22 protein-coding genes are annotated in these 20,338 nt (G+C 38.4%); 11 read left to right on the top strand and 11 right to left on the bottom strand.

Annotated features, from left to right (window positions below):
• Window positions 1-42: 42 nt before the first annotated feature.
• A complete protein-coding gene (locus GJU39_RS16175; protein WP_154282025.1) occupies window positions 43-1,194 on the bottom strand; it encodes a galactokinase in 1,152 nt (383 codons plus the stop codon).
• Window positions 1,195-1,269: 75 nt separating this feature from the next.
• Here GJU39_RS16175 and GJU39_RS16170 point away from each other — a divergent pair, with 75 nt between their 5' ends.
• Together GJU39_RS16170 and GJU39_RS16165 are read left to right on the top strand one after the other, a co-directional pair.
• A complete protein-coding gene (locus GJU39_RS16170; protein ID WP_154282024.1) occupies window positions 1,270-2,316 on the top strand; it encodes an aldose epimerase family protein in 1,047 nt (348 codons plus the stop codon).
• A gap of 2 nt (window positions 2,317-2,318) precedes the next feature.
• Entirely contained in the window at window positions 2,319-2,714 is a 396-nt protein-coding gene (locus GJU39_RS16165; RefSeq protein WP_154282023.1) for a DUF1398 domain-containing protein, read from the top strand.
• Between the two features lie 68 nt (window positions 2,715-2,782).
• Here GJU39_RS16165 and GJU39_RS16160 read toward each other — a convergent pair whose 3' ends face one another.
• From GJU39_RS16160 to ribD, 4 genes are read right to left on the bottom strand one after another with little or no spacing between them, the layout of a single operon-like run.
• Complete coding sequence (locus GJU39_RS16160) at window positions 2,783-3,643, bottom strand: nucleoside phosphorylase (RefSeq protein WP_154282022.1); 861 nt, start codon at window positions 3,641-3,643, stop codon at window positions 2,783-2,785.
• Between the two features lie 24 nt (window positions 3,644-3,667).
• Window positions 3,668-4,282, bottom strand: a complete 615-nt coding sequence (locus tag GJU39_RS16155) for an IMPACT family protein (RefSeq protein ID WP_154282021.1) — start codon at window positions 4,280-4,282, stop codon at window positions 3,668-3,670.
• Window positions 4,269-5,135 (bottom strand): DMT family transporter, encoded by an 867-nt coding sequence (locus GJU39_RS16150; RefSeq protein ID WP_154282020.1) that lies wholly within the window; start codon window positions 5,133-5,135, stop codon window positions 4,269-4,271. Before GJU39_RS16150 ends, GJU39_RS16155 begins: the two co-directional genes overlap by 14 nt.
• Window positions 5,132-6,187: a bifunctional diaminohydroxyphosphoribosylaminopyrimidine deaminase/5-amino-6-(5-phosphoribosylamino)uracil reductase RibD gene (ribD, locus tag GJU39_RS16145; RefSeq protein ID WP_154282019.1), complete on the bottom strand. Its 1,056-nt coding sequence runs from the start codon at window positions 6,185-6,187 to the stop codon at window positions 5,132-5,134. Before ribD ends, GJU39_RS16150 begins: the two co-directional genes overlap by 4 nt.
• 80 nt (window positions 6,188-6,267) lie before the next feature.
• Here ribD and prmC point away from each other — a divergent pair, with 80 nt between their 5' ends.
• Window positions 6,268-7,131, top strand: coding sequence for a peptide chain release factor N(5)-glutamine methyltransferase (gene prmC / locus GJU39_RS16140; protein ID WP_154282018.1), 864 nt, complete (start codon window positions 6,268-6,270; stop codon window positions 7,129-7,131).
• On the opposite strand, the gene xerD is transcribed toward prmC, so the two are convergent.
• Window positions 7,106-8,002: a site-specific tyrosine recombinase XerD gene (xerD, locus tag GJU39_RS16135; protein ID WP_342448217.1), complete on the bottom strand. Its 897-nt coding sequence runs from the start codon at window positions 8,000-8,002 to the stop codon at window positions 7,106-7,108. The genes prmC and xerD overlap by 26 nt on opposite strands.
• Window positions 8,003-8,188: 186 nt before the next feature.
• Here xerD and aroQ point away from each other — a divergent pair, with 186 nt between their 5' ends.
• Window positions 8,189-8,611: a type II 3-dehydroquinate dehydratase gene (gene aroQ, locus GJU39_RS16130; RefSeq protein ID WP_154282017.1), complete on the top strand. Its 423-nt coding sequence runs from the start codon at window positions 8,189-8,191 to the stop codon at window positions 8,609-8,611.
• A gap of 85 nt (window positions 8,612-8,696) precedes the next feature.
• A complete protein-coding gene (locus tag GJU39_RS16125; RefSeq protein WP_167515706.1) occupies window positions 8,697-9,338 on the top strand; it encodes a TlpA family protein disulfide reductase in 642 nt (213 codons plus the stop codon).
• Here GJU39_RS16125 and GJU39_RS16120 read toward each other — a convergent pair.
• On the bottom strand, window positions 9,324-10,343 hold the full coding sequence (locus GJU39_RS16120; RefSeq protein WP_154282015.1) for a glycosyltransferase family 2 protein: 1,020 nt from the start codon (window positions 10,341-10,343) through the stop codon (window positions 9,324-9,326). The two genes, GJU39_RS16125 and GJU39_RS16120, sit on opposite strands and share 15 nt — an antisense overlap.
• A 5-nt stretch (window positions 10,344-10,348) precedes the next feature.
• Window positions 10,349-11,221, bottom strand: a complete 873-nt coding sequence (locus GJU39_RS16115; RefSeq protein ID WP_154282014.1) for a lysophospholipid acyltransferase family protein — start codon at window positions 11,219-11,221, stop codon at window positions 10,349-10,351.
• A gap of 39 nt (window positions 11,222-11,260) precedes the next feature.
• On the opposite strand from GJU39_RS16115, the gene GJU39_RS16110 reads away from it, so the two are divergent.
• Genes GJU39_RS16110 through mgtE form a run of 5 tightly spaced genes read left to right on the top strand, consistent with a single transcriptional unit; the run spans window position 11,261 to window position 14,985 of the window.
• Window positions 11,261-11,872 carry a WbqC family protein gene (locus GJU39_RS16110; protein ID WP_154282013.1) on the top strand — a complete coding sequence of 204 codons (612 nt, stop codon included), beginning with the start codon at window positions 11,261-11,263 and terminating at the stop codon, window positions 11,870-11,872.
• Window positions 11,872-12,993, top strand: a complete 1,122-nt coding sequence (corA, locus tag GJU39_RS16105; protein ID WP_154282012.1) for a magnesium/cobalt transporter CorA — start codon at window positions 11,872-11,874, stop codon at window positions 12,991-12,993. Before GJU39_RS16110 ends, corA begins: the two co-directional genes overlap by 1 nt.
• Before the next feature lie 58 nt (window positions 12,994-13,051).
• On the top strand, window positions 13,052-13,297 hold the full coding sequence (locus tag GJU39_RS16100) for a type II toxin-antitoxin system ParD family antitoxin (protein ID WP_154282011.1): 246 nt from the start codon (window positions 13,052-13,054) through the stop codon (window positions 13,295-13,297).
• Window positions 13,294-13,587 carry a type II toxin-antitoxin system RelE/ParE family toxin gene (locus GJU39_RS16095; protein ID WP_209437660.1) on the top strand — a complete coding sequence of 98 codons (294 nt, stop codon included), beginning with the start codon at window positions 13,294-13,296 and terminating at the stop codon, window positions 13,585-13,587. Before GJU39_RS16100 ends, GJU39_RS16095 begins: the two co-directional genes overlap by 4 nt.
• A 48-nt stretch (window positions 13,588-13,635) precedes the next feature.
• Window positions 13,636-14,985, top strand: coding sequence for a magnesium transporter (gene mgtE / locus GJU39_RS16090; RefSeq protein ID WP_154282010.1), 1,350 nt, complete (start codon window positions 13,636-13,638; stop codon window positions 14,983-14,985).
• Window positions 14,986-15,142: 157 nt separating this feature from the next.
• Here the strand turns inward: mgtE and GJU39_RS16085 are convergent, their stop codons facing one another.
• The 3 genes from GJU39_RS16085 to GJU39_RS16075 all read right to left on the bottom strand — a co-directional run bounded on the left by GJU39_RS16085 (window position 15,143) and on the right by GJU39_RS16075 (window position 18,497).
• On the bottom strand, window positions 15,143-15,679 hold the full coding sequence (locus GJU39_RS16085; RefSeq protein ID WP_342448216.1) for an organic hydroperoxide resistance protein: 537 nt from the start codon (window positions 15,677-15,679) through the stop codon (window positions 15,143-15,145).
• Between the two features lie 29 nt (window positions 15,680-15,708).
• Entirely contained in the window at window positions 15,709-17,868 is a 2,160-nt protein-coding gene (locus GJU39_RS16080) for an FUSC family protein (protein ID WP_154282009.1), read from the bottom strand.
• A 275-nt stretch (window positions 17,869-18,143) separates the two neighbouring features.
• A complete protein-coding gene (locus GJU39_RS16075) occupies window positions 18,144-18,497 on the bottom strand; it encodes a response regulator transcription factor (protein ID WP_154282008.1) in 354 nt (117 codons plus the stop codon).
• A gap of 213 nt (window positions 18,498-18,710) precedes the next feature.
• On the opposite strand from GJU39_RS16075, the gene GJU39_RS16070 reads away from it, so the two are divergent.
• Window positions 18,711-19,619 (top strand): alpha/beta hydrolase family protein, encoded by a 909-nt coding sequence (locus GJU39_RS16070; protein ID WP_209437659.1) that lies wholly within the window; start codon window positions 18,711-18,713, stop codon window positions 19,617-19,619.
• Window positions 19,620-20,338: the final 719 nt, after the last annotated feature.

Below are 20,338 nucleotides of genomic sequence, written 5' to 3'. Positions count from 1 at the left end.
TTTTTGTGATATCATGCGTAGCGTTATTTATATAGCGTAATTTTAGTGTTTCATCGCGCCGTTGCCGATTTCACTAATATATATTGCAGCAGCATATCCAATTTTATCAACATAATAATCTGTGAGGTGTTTGGCAAAATCCTCCTCAAAACCCTTTTCTAAAATTGCAATTGCACAGCCGCCGAAACCAGCACCAGTCATTCTTGCGCCAATAACATGCCCGTAAGTTGAACAGAAATCAACTACTGCATCAAGTTCTTTACCACTCACTTCGTAAAGCGTTTTCAATGATTGATGAGAAGCGTACATTAACCGGCCGAATTCTTCCAGGTCTCCATTATTAAGTGCTTTTGCCGCTAAGTGAACGCGGTCATTTTCTTTAATTACATGTGTTGCACGGTTAAGAATTGTTTCATCAGTAATAAGATGGCTGTGCAGCGCAAATTTATCAGCCGTTAATTCGCAAAGATTGTGAAGGGTAATTTCTTCGTTTAATAAGCTTAATGCGGTTTGGCATTCGGCCACCCGCTCGTTATATTTCGAATCTGCTAGTTCCCTTGGCTTATTGGTATTGATGATTGCCAAAACATAGTTGCCTAAGTCTACATCGACCATTTTATACTTCAAGGTTTCACAATCTAATACTATCGCTTTATCTTTTTCGCCAAAAGCAACAGCAAACTGATCCATGATGCCAGAATTTAAGCCAATAAAATCGTTTTCTACCCGTTTGGCCATTTTAACCAGCGCCAATTTATCATAGCCTAAGTTTAGGTAATCATTAAGCGCAAATGCTGTGGCAATTTCGATAGATGCAGACGATGATAAACCTGAACCAATCGGAATGTTTCCATAAAAAAGAAAATCCATTCCCGGAATTTGTTTGCCATCCTGAAGCAATTCATTGATGATCCCAATGGGATAGTTTACCCAAAGACTTCCGTTTTTGTCGTGTTTTAGATTACCATCAACCGTAATTTGTTCTTCAAAGTTCAGACTTTTCAATCGGTGCCTGCCATCAGCATTAGGGGAGATGGCAAGCCATGTTCCAAGGGTGATCGCACAAGGCATTACCAAGCCGCCATTATAATCAATATGTTCGCCAATCAGATTTACACGGCCTGGTGTAAAATAAACAGCGTGAGGATTTACACCATATTGTTCCGCAAATTTTTGTTCTAGATTAATTTCCATTTGGCTAAAAATATTTATTAAAAGCATTAATAATAGTATGTTTGTTTCGGAAACAAAAGCCCTAAGTTACAATTTATGAGCGTTCAGCAAATATCAACAGGTAAATTTATTGATGGCGAAGAAGTATTCGCAATCGAACTCACCAATAGCAAAGGCACTTACGTTAAAATCTTTAATTACGGTGCAATTATTAACAAATTTATTGTAGAAAATATTCATGGTGAAAAGCAGGATATTGTACTTGGTTTTGACGAATTTGAACAATATACCAATCCTGATTATTTTGTAAACTACCCTTACCTGGGTGCAGTAATTGGTCGCTATGCGAACCGGATTAAAGGCGGAAAGTTTACCGTAGATGGAGAAGCTTATCAACTGGAGTTGAACAATGATGACAATACGTTACATGGAGGGATGGTCGGTTTTGATAGGAAAGTATGGGAGGTTATTGATCTGAACGAAAGTCAGAATGCGGTAACGCTCGAGTATGAAAGTTTAGATGGCGAAGAGAATTTTCCAGGCAATTTAATTGTTGACCTAACTTTCGAGTTAACCGAAAATGATGAGTTAATTTTAAGTTATGAAGCGGAAACTGATGCGGCAACCCCAATTAACTTAACCCATCACGGCTATTTTAACTTATCGCCAACAGGTGGAACCGTTAGTAAACATCAGCAGCAAATATTTGCTTCGAATTATTTGGAGCAAGATGAAGGCTATTCAGTAACTGGAAAACTGATTCCTGTTTCAGGCACACCGTTGGATTTTATATCTGGCAAAGAGATTGGAAAAGACTGGAATGAAGATACCGGCTACGACCAGTCTTTTGTATTGGACAAAATCTACGGCGATCTTTCCTTAGCCAGCAAAACAATTGAAGAGAACAGTGGTTTAACCTTAAGCGTATACACAACAGAGCCAATTGCACATTTTTATACGGCGAAATATTTAGAGGTGAAGGGCGGAAAGGGTGGCAGAGATTATGTTGGTTTTGATGCCTTTTGCGTGGAAACGCAACATCACCCGAATGCTGTAAATATCCCGGAGTTTCCAACTACGATCTTGCAGCCAGATGATTTGTATACGCAAACCACCATTTATAAAGTTTCCTTAAACAAATAATTATGTTTACCAAAGAAGATATACAGGCAGCAGAATCTAAGATTAACAGTGGTACAGATTTCCCTCAATTTATAAAGGAGTTAAAAGATTTGGGCGTAGTGAGAAACGATGTATATGTTTCGAACGGGTTATCTGCTTACTTTGCCAGCGAAGAGGAGGTAATACAATTGAGTCCTGATGACTATTCTGAACTGGTAATTAACGAGGAATCATCTGTAGAGAAATTAAAGCACGCTTTAAAAATACATCAAACGGGAGAAACGGGCTTTATTTCTTTCTGTGAACATGCCGCAGATGCTGGTGTGGAAAAATGGACTACCGACCTGACGGATATGACCTGTACCTATTATGATACTGCAGGGAACGAATTGGTTAAAGAAACGATTGCAGCTGTTTAATAAGTGGATTCAAATCGGATAGATTGCAAAACCTATCCGATTTTTTATAGGCATCCATATCCCGGAAACTAGATTCGCTCTAGCACTAACCTGATGGCCTGATCTACTATTTTTTGGGGTTCCTTGCTAAACTCAAACTTTACCCTGCTTGCTAATATGGCATTGATGGATAGTGCTTTATGTCCTAAAACTTTTGCCAATGCATAAATCCCTGCCGTTTCCATTTCCAGATTGGTAATGCGGTATTGGTTGGTGCTGAAACTATTAATTAGTCCGATAAAATTTGGAATGGAATTGCTCGCCCTCACCATTCTTCCCTGGGGTGCATAAAATCCTGGTGCCGTAATGGTAATTCCTTTTGGTAAATCTTTGCCAATCGTATTTAATAAGCTATCATCAGCGGCTGTTAGATATGGATTTATATTTTTAAGATGCCCAAAATGCGACTGAACAGTAGTAAGCAGGTCTCTTTCTTCCACTGAAGGGTTGCTGATATAATAATTCATCAATGCATCCATTCCCAAGCCATGAGAAGAAGCTAAAATTGTTCCCATCGGAATGTCGGCCTGTACAGCGCCCGATGTACCAACACGAATGATATTTAAAGAGGTTAATGTTTTTTTAACCTCGCGTGTAGCAAAATCAATATTGACTAACGCATCTAATTCATTGAAAACAATATCGATGTTGTCTGTTCCAATGCCTGTGGAGATCACGGTCACCCGTTTTTTACCAATATAACCCGTGTGGGTAATGAACTCACGTTTACCTTTTTTATATTCAATACGATCAAAGTATTTACTTACATCCCCAACCCGGTCAGGATCGCCAACCGTAATCACATGCCCTGCTATATCCTCCGGCAATAAATTTAAGTGATAAATACTTCCATTAGGGTTAATAATTAAGTCACTTTCCGCTATTTTCATATTCGTGGTTTTACTTTTATTCTGCTAAACTGTTTCCAGGTATTTTAACTTCGCTTCTGTGATTTTATCAAATCTACCTAAAACCTGATTCAAATGTGACTTCCTGACTTCGAATTTTATGGAACAATGAATATCGAATTGCTGCGATAAAATTTGCAGATCCTCATCTTTGATAAGCTTCATTACATCGTTCATCTGCAGGTAATCAAAGTTAACCTCATAAATATCATTAACGGTTTTCGGAATGATCTTAGCCTCTTTAATCGCCTCAATGCTAGCTTGTTTATAAGCGTTAATTAAACCAGGAACACCTAGTAAAGTGCCGCCAAAATAGCGAACAACTACAATCAAAACATTCGTAATATCTTCAGATAAAAGGCAATTTAAAATCGGTCGACCGGCTGTGCCTGACGGTTCACCATCATCATTAATCCGAAATACGGAACGGTCTGGCGTTAACCGGTAAGCATAACAAAAATGATTGGCTTTACCATGTTCTGCCCGTAATTTTAATATTATTGGTTTGATTTCCGCTTCAGATCGAATAGGATAGGCGAAGGCGAGAAATTTACTTCCCTTATCACGAAAAATACCTTCTGCGGTATTTTTTATTGTTTTATAAGAATCATCGAACAGCATTTTGCGATAATGTAATGAAAACCACAGCCACAAGGGCCAGAATAATACCAACGTAATTCAGCTTGCTTAACTTTTCTTTGAATACGAGAATACCAACCAGGCTACCCACTACAATTACGCCCAAATTCATCGCAGCAAATACAGTGGATGGGTTTTCCGATAAAGCCTTATGGGCCTTCATATAGAATAAAATGTTACCGAAATTGAAGCATCCTAGAATCAATCCACAAGCCAGATTTACCAATTGTAGTTTTGTTTTCCTGGTAACGACTAAATAGGCTACTATGGCTATAGAGACCACAAAGGCCATTGCAAAAACAGTAAAGATTGAGGTGGTGTAGGGTAAGCTTTTATACAAGGCAATTTGTTTGAAAAGTACATCAATTACCCCAAAGCCAATAAATACCACAATTGGGTAGATCCAGTTATTTGATTTTTTCTCCTGATCAGACTTGCGGATAAAGGTGAGGAGAATGGCTAGAAAGCCCAGGCCCAGTCCGATTAATTTATACTGATTAAACCCTTCTTTAAAAATGAAATAGGCAGCAAGAATTGGAATAAACAGCGATAATCGCTGCGCAATATCTGTTTTAACAATTCCTAGTTTTTTTACAGATGCAGCCAGTACTAAAAATATGGAGGGTAATAAAATAGCAAGTGCAATATAAATTGGCCATGGCGCAGACTCCGATAGTAAACTCACTTCAGGCTTAAACAGGAAAAAACACAGCGTTAAAGCGGTAAAATAATTCACCGTAACGGCCTGGATAATGCTAATTTCATAACGCTTGGCGAGCTTTAACAGCACAGCTACGATTACGCTACAGAAAACACTTAAAGCAATGTATATCATTTGTTTGAATTACTTATGTAAATAGAAAGTTGATCTTTACCAATTCCAATTTGTTCGATCAGGTTACCATTGATGGTTGGTGAGGAAATACCCTCGTTCCAACTGTTAGAAGCGGTGAAAATTCTTGCTTCATCCCAAAGATCAGCTTCCAGGAATTGCCGTAAAATGTGAGCACCTCCTTCTATAATTACAGATTGAATGTCCATCAGGTAAAGCTGAAAGGCAATTTTTTGCGCCAGATAAAAGTGCATATCTTCCATTTCAATATAATGGATATTATCGACTACATCTGTTTTGACTTCGTTAAAAATAATCGTCTTAGCTGCCGAATTATAAACATTATTAGACAATGGAATTTGCAGGTTTTTATCAATTACCAGCCGAACAGGATTTTTGCCTGGAAATTCTCTGCTGGTTAACTGAGGATTATCCATCAGTGCGGTTTGCTTCCCAATTAAAATGGCATCTTCTTCGGTACGCCACTGGTGTGCCAGGCGTTTGGCTAAGGCTCCGCTGATCCACTTCTGGTGACCATCTTTGGTGGCAAAGTAGCCATTGGCGGTTTCGGCCCATTTTAAAATTATATAAGGTCTTTTTTTTTCGATTCTGGTAAAAAAGCGACGATTAAAATGACGGCACTCCTCATCTAAAACACCGCTTATCACTTCTATTCCTGCATTTTTAAGTTTTTCTATACCTTTACCATCCACGCCATCGAATGGATCCCTGTTGCCAATAACGACCTTTTTGAGTTGGTGTTTCACCAATAAATCTGCACAGGGAGGCGTTTTACCAAAATGAGCGCAAGGTTCCAGGTTTACGTAAGCGGTGGCTTGTTTTAGGAGGTTTTCTGCATCATTGCCATATCTATCAATTACATTTTGCACGGCATTCGGTTCTGCATGGGCCTTACCGAACTGCTGATGATAGCCTTCGCCGATGATTGTTCCATCGGCTACAATAACGCAGCCCACCATTGGATTTGGGTTTACGCTGCCCAGGCCCAGGGCAGCCAGCTCCAAACATCTTTTAAGATAAAACTCATCGCTCATTAGCGCAAAAGTAACAAAAAAATGCACGATCGATTCGGGTATGTGGAAATGATATGGTTCAATTCAGTAATTTTACAGCAATGAAAATTGAAGCCATAGCAGAACAATATAAAATTGAATTGGAATCGGTATACGGTGGCGAAGAAGCGTCTGCACTTTTCGGATTAGCAGTAGAATATGTTTTGGGGTTATCTCCAGTGAAATTGAAAATATCGAAAAATCATTCAGCTACGTTTGTAGAAGTCCAAAAGTTATTAAGCATTCTCAACGATTTAAAAATCGGCAAACCAATTCAGCATATTCTGGGTGTAGCTCATTTTTACGGCGCTGTATACGAAGTAAATGAAAATGTACTGATTCCAAGGCCGGAAACGGAAGAATTAGTTGATTGGATCATCAACGACCATGCACCTGTTCGTATGCAAAACCTTAAAGTTCTTGATATTGGAACGGGTTCTGGCTGTATTCCGGTTTCCCTGAAAACTTACCTGCCGGATTTTGATGTTAAAGCGTTGGATATTTCTCCTGAAGCACTTACCGTTGCGAAAAGAAATGCTGAATTAATTGGTGCAGGAGTGGAATTTATTGAGGGCAATATCCTTACGTATGAAAGTGAGATGAAGTTCGATATCATTGTGAGTAATCCGCCCTATATCCGTGAACTGGAAAAGGCAAAAATGCATCACCATGTTTTAGCGCATGAGCCACATCTTGCTCTATTTGTAACTGATGAGCATCCTTTGGTTTTTTATCAGGCCATTGCCGAATTTGCACTAAAAAATCTAAATCCTACCGGACACTTATACTTCGAAATCAATGAATATTTAGGCGAAGAGATGATAAAGATGTTAGCAGGCAAAGGGTTTAAAAACATCGAGTTAAAGCAAGATATGCAAGGCAAAGATCGAATGATAAAGGTCACGATCTCGGATGAAACTGTGTAATTACCTCACGCAAATAGTCACGATCAATGTGCGTATAAATCTCTGTTGTGGTAATGCTGGAATGCCCAAGCATTTCCTGTACAGCCCGTAAATCTGCTCCACCTTCGATTAAATGCGTAGCGAAAGAGTGTCGCAAAGTATGCGGACTGATGGTCTTTTTGATACCGGTTGTAATCGCGAGGCTTTTGATCAGGTTAAAAATTGAAATCCGTGAAAGCTTCGCCCCAAAGCGGTTTAAAAAAATAAAATCTTCATTCCCTTTTTTAATCGTCATGTGAACCCTTACCTGGTTCATATAAAGATCTAAAAGCTTTAAGGCGACACTGCCTATGGGTACTAAACGTTCTTTATTGCCTTTACCGATTACCTTTATGAATTCTATCTGTGGAAACAAATTGGAAATTTTAAGTTCGGTAAGTTCTGTAACACGTAATCCACAACCATACAGCACTTCTAAAATTGCCTTGTTTCGCATACCTTCTGGTTTGGATGCATCAATAGCATCAATGAGTTGATTAATCTCGATGATATTCAGCGTATCTGGTAGCCTTCTGCTCAGTTTGGGCGCCTCAATAAGCGCCATTGGATTATTTTCTACCACCTCTTCCAGGATCAGATAGGTAAAGAAGGCTTTGAGCCCGGAGATTACCCTGGCTTGTGTACTTGCCAGCATGCCCAGATCATTTAACCAGGAGATAAAAGCTTTTAAATCTGCCCGTGAAATTTCGTTCAGGTTTGGTGAATAATTAATGGATTGGAAATATTGAACCAATTTCTCAATATCGCTGAGGTAAGCATCTACAGAATTGGCAGACAGTGATCGCTCCAGTTTTAAATAAGACCTGAAACCTTTAATATAAGATTGCCACACAGAAGGAGGATTTAGTTAAAACAGTCATTATTCAACATCAAAGATATGACGAATTGCTTAAGTCCTCAATTCATTCCTCATAAAAAGAGATTTTATTATCATCATTGCGTATAATTGCAACTCAATTTAGGCAGCAGGCTTACAAATTAAAGATCAATTTTCAAGTTAATAAATCGATACATCCGCATGAAAATACAAATTATAAACGGTCCGAATTTGAATCTATTAGGCGTTAGGGAACCATCAATCTATGGCAATACCAGTATTGAAGACTATGTAAAAGAATTGAAGGCCAATTATACAGATATTACGATTGAATATTATCAGAGCAATGTAGAGGGAGAACTGATTAACAAACTTCATGAAATTGGCTTTAGTTATGACGGTGTTATTTTAAATGCCGGCGGTTACACACATACATCAGTTGCGCTGGCAGATGCCATCGCTGCAATTAAAACACCAGTAGTAGAAGTACATATATCAAACATTTATGCCAGGGAAGAGTATCGGCATGTATCTCTGACAGGAAAAAATTGCCAGGGGGTGTTAACCGGGTTCGGAATGAATGGCTACCGTTTGGCGCTCGAAAGTCTATTAATCAAAAAATAAACATATGCTAAAGCAAGTGCTTCTCATGCTCTTAATAGTGGGTTCAATAACTGTTAAAGCTCAAACTAATCATTCCAAACAAAATATGCTCAATGAAACATCAGTTGTTAGGGCAGAAGATGGAAATGTTTATCCTTATCCGGTATGGCAGAAATTAATGTCGACGGGTAAATATGGTTTAAAGACGAGGGGTACAAAGACAGAAGACGGTGCGGCAGAGTATTTAATTTACGAACTTTCTGAAGCGCAAAAACTGGCCTATTTTGAAAAAATGCCGAAGCCAAAACCAAGTGTATCATTTAAGGAAGGCGATGATTTCAAAGGTTTCAAAGCAACTGACATCAACGGTAATAAATTTGACTTACGACAATCAACCGGAAAGATAATTGTTTTAAACTTCTGGTTTATTAACTGCCCGCCGTGCAGACAGGAAATTCCGCAATTAAATGAATTGGTAGCGATGTATAAAGATAATCCAAACGTTGTTTTCTTAGCCATTGCAACTGATGAAAAATATGATCTGCAAAAATTTATGAAAACCACACCTTACGATTATCATGTGGTTGATAACGGAAGATATTTTGCCAGTAAGTATTCAGTAACGTTATACCCAACACACGCCGTTATTGATAAAAACGGCAAAATAAAGTTTAGTACAGTTGGTCTTGCATCAAATACGATTCATTGGATTAAAAAGTCTATCGATGAATCTTTAGCTACGAACTAAGTCTTTAAAATACCTGATTTTTTTGATGAAGAAAGCCCAAACTACGCTGTTATTATAAACCCCTGTATGTTGGGTGTAAGGTGTTTGATTTGTTTTTCTCTTTCGGTTTGTTTTGGCAATGGATTTTACAAAATGCCAGTGACCTTTGGTTACGGCTAAGGTGAATTTTGGCTTTCCGCTTAGCAGAAAATGCCACCAGGCGATAAAATCAATACACATCCGAATGGAAATCCTGAAAATTGCATCCGTAGCCGGAAGGTTTTTCTGCATAATAATCAGGTTATTCCGAAAATTCAGGTAAGTTTTAAATGGATTTTCTGTTTGTAAGGTACCTCCGCCAACGTGATAAACTTCCGCATCGGGGCAATACATTACTTTATAATTAAGATTTTTTAATCGCCAGCAAAGATCAATTTCTTCCATATGGGCGAACAGGTCGGCATCTAAACCACCTGTTTCTTTCCAATATTTGCTTTTAATGAAGAAAGCTGCCCCACTGGCCCAGAAAACTTCAGATTGCTCATCATACTGGCCTTGATCATCCTCATAAACATTGAACAAGCGACCACGGCAAAACGGGAAAGCATAAATATCGAGGTAACCGCCGGCAGCACCAGCATATTCAAATTGATTTTTATTGAGCTGCCACTTAATTTTTGGCTGTGCAGCTGCGATTTTTGCATCACTTTCCATCAGGGAAATTACGGGTTTGATCCAGTTTGGCGTTACCTCTACATCTGAATTTAACAGGATATAATAATCAGCTTCTACACGCTCGAGCACTTTATTGTAGCCGCCGGCGAAACCATAATTCTGATCATTCTTAATGATTTGAACAGCAGGAAAATTTTGTTGAAGGAAGGAAACAGAATCATCAGTAGAGGCATTATCACCCACAATTACCCGCAGGTTATCATATTCAGAGCGCAAAACGCCTGGTAAAAATTGATTTAGAAATGCTTTTCCATTCCAGTTTAAAATAACAACGGCTACTGAAGGATTCATTATGGTTATTCGGGTTTAAATTTCCAGCGTTTATGGCTCCAGAGCCAATATTGAGGCTGTTCTTTAATAATATCTTCTAAAAATTTAAAATGAAGGTCTGTGATTTCGTATTCCTTCGTTTCTGATGGGTTTAGGCACATCGGTAATACCTCCACATGATAGTAACCTCTTTTTATTACCGTTACTTTGAAGTAATAAATAGGGCGTTTGGTAGACCTGGCAATCTTTTCCACACCCAGTAAGGCTGCTGTTGGTTGATGGAGAAAATCCAGGAAATACTTCGTATCCTGAAGCGATGGCGCCTGGTCACTAGCAAAGCACAATAGGGTAGGTTCATTTTTATATGCTGCCATTCCCCTTAAGGTCTGACGCATGGCAATAAAGACATTACCATATTGAGTACGCATCTTATCAAACCATGATTCAAATATTTTATTGGTGAGTGGCTTGTAAATCACCATAGTCTTGGCAGATAGGCTTAAGCCAAGTGCAAGTGTGCCCAGTTCCCAGTTTCCATAATGGCCTGTGCAAGCCAAAACACTTTCGCCAGCTGCAAAATGTGCTTCAAGCTGTTCCAATCCGGAAAATGTTACCCTTTTGAGCGTTTCCTTCTTAGAAATGGTACACATTTTAATGATTTCAAAAATTAAGTCAGCTAAAAATTGAAAGAATTCCTTTTCTATTTTTATGATTTCTGAGGCAGATTTCTCTGGAAATGATTGAACTAAATTCTGATGAACAACTTTTTTTCGATAGCCAATTACGTAATAAAGCAGATAATATAGTAATCTTGCAAAAAAAAAGAGCAGGGGCAGAGGTAACAGCGAAATCAGGAATAAAAAAAATACGCCCAAATGCGCAAACCCTCTTTTAATCATTATTTTTAAAACGTTTCAGCTACAAACATAAATCTTCAAATGCAGAATACAGCTATACTTCCATTATTTTATCTTCCGCCGGTTGGCTACTTCAGCTTATTAAAGGAAGTAGGACAAGATTTTTTAATAGAAAAAAATGAACATTTAGCGAAACAAACTTACCGCAACCGGGCGAGTATTTATTCGCCGAATGGAAAGTTAGATTTAACCGTACCTATTATTAAAGGGGCCAAAAATCACACTAAAATGAAGGATGTGCGGATTAGTTACGACTTCAAATGGCAACGCCTGCATTGGTTAAGCCTGGAAACCTGCTACCGGAGTTCGGCCTATTTCGAGTTTTACGAAGATGAAATGTCTCGTTTTTACACAGAGAAATTTGATTTCCTATTTGATTATAACCTGGAATTACTATCGTGGCTTACTAAAAAGTTAAAATTGCCTCTTGAATTAAACGTTACCAGCAGTTACGAAGATGATATTCCTGAAGCGCTGGATTTCAGGGGAATGATGAATCCAAAAAAAGCTGGTGAAGCGGCAAACAATAAGCCATATTATCAGGTTTTTGAAGACAGGCATCAGTTTTTGCCTAACTTAAGTATTGTAGACCTGCTGTTTAATCAAGGTCCGCAAGCCAAACTCTATTTGTAATGGGAAAAAACAAGCCTCGTAACCGCCATAAACATTATAACGTACCTGAGCCAGGCACCAGCCCGGGGCTATATGAAATTAAAGAGGATGCCTTAAAACCGAAAATTATCCTCCATACCTATAACGATCGATCTTATAAAAAGGAAGAGCTGGAGCACATCAATAATATCGACAAGCTTATTCAGAATGATGATTTTTATTACTGGTTTGATATTAAGGGTTTAGGAGATCCGAATATTTTCGAAACATTGTTTTCAAAATTTGACATCAGCAGACTGGTTTTGGAGGATATTACCAGTTCTTATCAACGGCCTAAGCTGGATGAATATGAAAATGATAAATATTTATTTTCGGTAAGCAGACATTTATATTTAGGTGAAGAAGGTGTTTTATGTAACGATCAGATCTCTTTTATTTTGTCAGAACGTACCTTAATTACCTTTCAGGAAACTTATGCAGATTGTTTTGAGCCGGTGAGGAAGCGTTTAGAAATTGGGAAAGGCAATATCCGGATCGGCGGAAGCAGTTACTTAATGTATGCGATTATGGATGTGATCGTGGATAACTACTTTGCCCTGCTCAATTTTTGGGGAGAAGAACTGGATGCCATTGAAGACCGGTTATATGATCATCCCGACAGGCGGATTATGTTTGACACACAGGCAATTAAGCGATCGTTAATTACGATTAGAAAAGTTGCCTGGCCGGAAAGGGATAAGCTGAACGATATTATCCGCTCGGATAGCGCCCTGATTTCAGATTTGACCAAAACGTACATGAAAGATGCTTATGATCACTGCATCCAGATTATCGATTTTATTGAATCGCTTAAAGAGATTTCTTCAGCGAATATTGATATGAACTTATCCATTACCAGCAACCGGATGAATGAAATTATGAAGGTACTGACGATCATTTCATCAATTTTCATTCCTTTAACATTCATTGCCGGCATTTATGGAATGAACTTTAGTCGCGAAGACCCGGTTACCGGAAAGGTGTTGCCCGGGAATATGCCAGAACTTTATAGTCCGCATGGTTACTTGTGGACCTGGATTGTGATGGGGATCATTGCTGTAGCGCAGGTCATTTATTTCTGGCGTAAAGGCTGGTTTAAATAATCATATGATCTAATTGTACCATTTTTTGGTAACTTTAGCTTATTAAATAAATTATAATATGGCGAAAAATACATCCATGGTTTTGGGCGATCATTTTGAACATTTTGTAGATGAAAAAATTTCTGAAGGAAGATTCAAAAATGTAAGTGAAATGATTCGTGCCGGCTTAAGGTTACTGGAAGAGGAAGAACAGAGAGTAAATTTACTTCGTGCGGCACTTAAAGCTGGTGAAGAAGGAAATCTTATTGCGCATTTTGATCCTAAAGCTCATTTAGAAAAATTACATCAAAAACACCTGAAGTGATTGAGTTGCTCATTAGTAAAGCGGCATTAACTGATCTGGAAGATATATGGCTTTATACCTATCAAAAGTGGTCAAAGGATCAGGCAGATCGGTATTATGAGCTTTTAATTGCAGAATGTGAATATGTGACGCGAAACTTCGAGCATGGCAAAAACATGGATTTTATCCTAAGCGGGTATAGATCATCGCAGGTTAAATCTCATTTAATATTCTATAAGTTAAATCAAGAAGGGAACGTAGAAATTATTAGAATTCTGCACCAAATGACAGATATAAAGAATAGGTTTTAATAAATCTTTTATATTAGTAGCTTTAGCAGGTTTTAGGTTAGGTTAAAGATGCAATCATTCGAGATAGATAAAAGAGACGTATTAAAGGTTAAAAATGCCATTTTAGCTGGGGATGAAATTCTACAGGAGGTTTTAAAAGATTATCATGCCTCAGAAATAGCCATTCTTTTTGAGCGTTTAGATAAATCTGAACAGCAGCACATCATAAATTTACTGCCTGCAGAAATTGCTTCGGAAATTATCTCCGAAATGGACGAGGAGTCTCACCCGGAGGATTTACTTTTTAAACTTCATCCTGATAAACGTACCGAAATTGTTGAGGAACTGGATTATGATGATGCGACAGATATCATTTCTCAGCTTGAAGATCACGAACAGAAGGAAATTCTGGGAGACCTGCAGGATGAACATGCATCAGAAATCAGAAACCTTTTAACCTACGACGAAAAGACTGCCGGTGGTTTGATGAATACGGAACTGATCTGTGTGAACATCAACCTGACTAAAAAAGATGCAATAGACGAGATTATCCGGCAAAGCGAACAGATGGAAGAATTCTACACCATCTATGTAGTTGATGATGCGGAAATTTTTAGGGGAATCGTTTCGCTGAAAGATATTATCAAGGCAAGGCATGACGCAAAAATTACCGAACTGGTTAAAATTGATGCTGTTTACGTACATCCAAACACCGATCAGGAGGAAGTAGCCAACTTGATCTCTCAATATAACCTCACCAGTATTCCTGTTATTGATGATGACCAAAAGCTTTTAGGGCGCGTTACTTTCGATGATGTGATTGATGTAATGGAGGAAGAAAGTACAGAAGATATCTTAAAGATCTCCGGGGTATCTGAAGATGAGGAGTTGAGCGGTAACTGGGTAGAAGCGGTAAAATCCCGTCTTCCCTGGCTGGTGATTAACCTTGGAACAGCTTTTTTGGCTTCATCTGTGGTTCGTTATTTTGATCCAACGATCAAATTAATACCATCGCTGGCTGCTTATATGACTATTATCGCCGGAATGGGTGGAAACGCTGCAACACAAGCCCTTGCGGTAACGGTTAGGCGTATTTCGCTCTACGATCTTACAGATAAGCAAGCTTACCGTACTGTTTTAAAAGAATTTACCGTCGGATTGATTAATGGTGCGGTAAATGGACTAATTGTATTTTTGTTTGCTTTCTTATTTGATGGAAACCCAATGTTGGGCCTTGTAATTTTCCTGGCGATGACGGGTAACTTGCTTATTGCCGGAATAACTGGTGCCGGGATTCCTTTAATACTGAAGCGGGTAGGAATTGATCCTGCTATTGCTTCTTCGATTATCATTACCACTTTTACTGACGTTTTTGGCTTCATGCTCATTTTAGGCCTGGCGAGTAAACTGCTATTATAGCATATCAGTACTCATGACCAGTCAACACTGGGATAAAGTGGAAATCATTTAAGGAAAACAGAATGCTTCACTCCATACTGATGCTAATCCTACCGCAAAACAAAAATTCCCGTCATTCGTTAGAATGACGGGAATCCAGATAAACTTTAATATATTTTTAGACAGCAGTAACCCTGACATCAATATTGCCTTTTACCGCTTTAGAATACGGACAAGCCCTATGTGCTTTATCAGCAATAGATTGCGACTCTTCAATTGAAATCCCTGGAATATGAACATCTAAATCTGCTGACAAAACGAATGAATTATCAGCTTTGTTGAATGATACTAAAACCTTAACATTAGCTTCGCTCACATCTACGCCTTCGCGTTCTGCAACTGATCCTAAAGCACCAAGGTAACATGGTCCCCAGGCAGCTGCAAATAACTCTTCCGGATTGGTTGCACCACCCTGACCACCAAGTTCTTTTGGTTTTCTCAATTCGAAATCTAAAATTCCATCACTTGATTTAACGTGACCATCTCTGCCGCCTGTAGCTGTAACTTCAGCTGTATATAACTTTTCCATGCTTAATAATTCTTTAGTAAGTAAGGTTAACAAACCAGGGCTGGCATTGTTTGATGTGGGAAGACGGAGCCGGGGATTTACCGTTGTGAAACCATTCATAATACCTTCTATTGCAATCGGTACCATATGCTTACTTCCAGGTGCCCCATAAATAGTTAAATTTTTATTTTCCCTGTTAGTTTATAGATATCGTAAGCTACTTTCTGAATCAAATCAAATTGTTCCGGAACTAAATCCTGCCCCTGGTGAATTTGAAAACCAGTGTCTGCAACGCGGATTAGCGGTACGTTATCCAACGTTTCTTTATTTTGTTCTAAGTTCTCAATCGTCATGTCGAATAAATAATCTGTATTATTCGAGATTGGCTTTAAGGCATCAAAGCTTTCGAATGTAAATTCGTGCTCCTTATTATACAAAGAAAGTGTAGCAATATATGACGATAGTAAATGATTGAGCGTGGTAAACTGATGCACTTCCTTAATAAAAAGTTGTTTGCTTTTCGGTTCGGAAAACATTCTTTGAAAAAGCGAAGCCAGATTCGCAGTACTTACATAAACCTCTTTTCTGGCTAATTTATATTCGGTTCTGTTGTAATTTTTTTCGAAATACAGCCTTGCCACCTGCCCATAATAAGCTTTGTTAGCCTTAATAATACTCAGCATCGCTTCTTTTAATTTTTCATGTTCCCAGGTTGGGAAGAGGGAATAACTGGCGAGTAATGCAATTCCAGAGCCGATGAAAGTATCGTAAATTCTTTCCCTGGCTAATGCAATAGATCCCATTCCTAAAAAATCAAAAAGAATTAAAATATAAGGCGTCATGAAAAGTACACTGACTACATAATTTTTCCGTTGAAAGCTGTAACTTCCTATCATACAAATTAATAAGATAACAAAAAGTGTATGTCGGTCATCAATGTATGTTAGTACAGCCATCCCTACGAAAGCGCCAATTGTTGTTCCGATTAACCGTTGATAGTTGCGCTCTTTGGTAAGGCTAAAGCCAGGCTTTGAAATTACCAGAATGGTTAATAGGATCCAATAACTGTGAGAAAAATTTAAGATTTCTGCAACGACAAACCCTAGCAACATTACTACGGTAACCCTCAATGAATGCCTGAACGTAGAAGAGCTATAAGTTAAGTTATCTGTGAAAAGCTGGAAATCAAACTTCTGTCGCTTGATGAATTTTTCTGTATCTACTTCGGCCCGGCCAATATCTTTACTGGTTCTTACTTTAAAGTAACTAAATATTGTTTTAACCCTCGCTAAGATATTTTCAATATTAACCTCAATGTTTTTGAGCGCGATAATACCAATTGTATTGTATTCCTGGTTGGTATTGTTCTTTTCTAAATGATTGATCTTGATTTTTAAGCGCTCAATTTCAATCAGCAATCTTTTTGAAACAACGGGTTTGCCACCACTTTTAAGTGCAAAGGCGATATCATCCAGGGCGTATGAAATTCGCTTAATTGCCATTTCATAATCTTTCAATATCCCTGCTTTATCAAACTGCAAATGGAGTTGCTGATAGTTGTAATAGGTAGACATCACTTGTTCGAAAAGATCGACCATGTCTACAAATACCAGGAGCAAAAATCGACCTTCCGGACTCGAATCGCGGACAATTTCGCGGGTTCTGAATAATAATTCCCTTACTGCATCTTGCTTTTCGTGCACTGAAACCTGCAATTGAAGCAATTCTGCATAAGTTTTGTCGTAATTGTTATGCTGATGGTAAAATTTTGCTTTCTCTCTCAGAAACTCTGCTACTTCGAAAATGGAATCGCTTAAAGATTGCTGCACCAATCGAAAGGGGCGTAGCCGATAAAAAAAATAACTTAATCCGGTGTACCAAAGGCTACCCGCCAAAACCATGAAGGCATGCTGAATTACCTCTTGCCATGGGCGAATGTCGTCTATACTCAATACCATAACCAGCAATACCGCGGTTCCTACAGAGGCTGCTCTGATGCCATAAATGTAGAACATCGAAAATACAAAACTGGATGCTCCGAGCAGGAAGGCAACGAAATAAGCGTTTTTATTGGTTAATCCCGTAAGGATAGAAAATAAGAAAATGAGCAATGTGGTAACCAGCATCGCATTTCGCCTATGCACCATCGGGCCCGGACTATCTACAATACTTACGCAAAGCGCACCCAATGATAAGGTCATGCCATATTTAAGCATACCAAACTGCGCCAGGATTAACGAGGGAAGTAGCACACCAAGCGTAATGCGTAGGCCATCCGCGAAATACGTACTCAATAAAAAATCTTGTATGTTTCTAATGGGTTGCCTGATCTGCATGTTACAAAAATAACATTATCGGTAACTTTTTGTTGGGATAAAAATTCAACTTTCTTACAAAGACAGCAATCAAGTTTTTAATTAATGATGGATTGGCTCATTATCAGGTGCTTATTTGTTATGATAAACGCAGAACAGTTGGGTCAGCCCTAAGAGATAGCCTTTTAAAGACCTGATCAAAAACCCATCCTGGTAAGGCTACTTTTCCTTATTATATTGGATCATCCGCGTCTAAAAAATTGCGGTCGTAAAGGAAAATGATCAAGAGTAAATGATTAAGCCACAAGTTTGTTCACTTTCTCAATCAGTTTATTCAGATCAAATGGTTTTTCCATGAAATCGTTGGCTGCACAAGTTGCAGCAACGTCTGCTGCACTCGCATGTGCGCTCATCATTAATACGGGAATATTGTTATTGATTGATTTCAGTTCTGCACAAACATCCATTCCATTTCCATCCGGCAACATTACATCCAGTATGAAAAGATCCGGCACTTCATAAACATTGGCTTCCATAAAAGTGGTAACTGTTTCAAAACTAATTACGTCGTAATCTTCCAATCCTAAAATAAGCTCAATCACGTCTCTTATCCCCTCGTCGTCTTCTAATAGAAATATTCTTTTTCCCATATCTTTGATCTACGTAATTACAATCAATCCGGACTATATAAAGTTTTGGAAATTCATTAAATGTTAAACCGAACGGCGCAAATAACTTTAACATATGCTTTCCATCACACTTTACTACTATTCGATCACATTTATTGTGATCCATATTTTCGCCGGATTATATTGCTTCAGTAGAAATACAAGTAATAACTACGACCTGAAATCCTTAAATTTATGATTACAAAAGCTTATTTATCCATGATGCTGTTTTTCATCAGCATTGATTCGTTTTGTCAAACCTCTATAAGTGGAAATCGACAATCGATTTTTACTATTCAAAATGTTCAGTTCAAAAGTGCTGGTGCCACCTTATCAGGAGCCATTTTGAAACCGGAGCACCCGCATACTGCAGTAGTAATTGTTCATGGTTCCGGGCAGGAGAAAAGAACAATCGAAATGGCTTCACGTTTGGCTAGAAATGGCATCGCCGTGTTAACGTATGATAAACGTGGAGTTGGAGAATCGGGTGGGGTATATGCGGGTCCGGAAGTGGGGACCAATAATATCGATTCAGCCAATCTTAACTTATTGGCTTCAGATGCAGGTGAGGCTGTTCAAGCCCTGTTAAAGAATCTTCAGGAGAAACGTTTACCAATCGGTTTAATTGGCGCGAGTCAGGCCGGCTGGATTATTCCGCTGGCCGCAGAGAAAAATAATCACGTGCGTTTTATTGTTTTATTTAGCGGGCCAATGGTAACTACGCTGGAACAGCTGCGGTTTCAATTTTACACGAACGGAAACGCTAACTTTTGGGTAACTCACAATGAAGCTGATGCGCGAGCACACATTAAAAACGACGCAGACCGGTATCAATTTTCCGCCATTAATCCACTTAAATCTCCTGAAAAAATAAAAATTCCGGGGTTATGGCTTTACGGCGGTAAGGATATTCAGGTTCCTGTAGGGTTGTCTATTGAACGACTGAATACACTTAAAGCACAGGGTAAGCCTTTCGGGTATCAGTTATTTCCAATGTTGGGCCATAACATGGGTTCCTCGAAATCGCCTGAACCTTTCGATACTGCTGTTAAATGGATTAAAGGCATTAGCAGGATTTCAAAAAAAGGAAGGAAAACGGGATAAACAGTCCAGACAGAATGCCAGTGGCGAATGCTTCCAAATGGCAGCTGGTTTATGATGATTACAAGAAATGGTATGATTTAGAAGAATTTGACGTGTTGTGATCTAAGGCCATAAAAGATGGGTAATAAAAAAAATATTTGCCTGGTTTGACAATAATAGAAGCATCTGCAGAAACGATGAACTGCTGCTGCAATCAACTGAAAATAGGGTTAAATGAGCAGCGATAAAATTATTATTGAACAAAATTTAAAGTGGTGCCAGTGATGTATTATTTCCAGAACAAAAACATGGGCTGTAAAAATATTTAACAATCAATTTTATTGCATTTAACACCGCTTTTTTTAAGCATGAAAATATTTTGATGCGTTGCCAAAAATTATAAAAATGGGTTTAAATAGGCGCAAAGCGATTGTAGTCAAAATAATTGTAGCCGAAAAAAAGTCTACCGTAATTTTGGCTACACTTTTGTAGCCTATTTTTGTGTAGACAAAAAAAAAGCTACACAAAAAAAGGCTACAATTATTGCTTAATAAAATTTAAAACACCACCCTATCATGAAACACATCAGGGAAAAACTAGGGCTTTCACAATCAGAACTGGGTAACTTATTGGGGATGCCTAGAGGCACCTTTAGCGTATATGTGCATATACCAATAAATTTGACCCCCTTTCGCCAATTTTAAATTGACCCCCAGAGTTGTTGCTTGAAAAAAGCAGAA

The organism is Pedobacter petrophilus (assembly GCF_009674725.1).
In the GTDB taxonomy this organism is placed as follows: domain Bacteria; phylum Bacteroidota; class Bacteroidia; order Sphingobacteriales; family Sphingobacteriaceae; genus Pedobacter; species Pedobacter petrophilus.
Note: the sequence above shows the minus strand (reverse complement) of the source record. Positions and strands in the feature narration are given on the sequence as shown.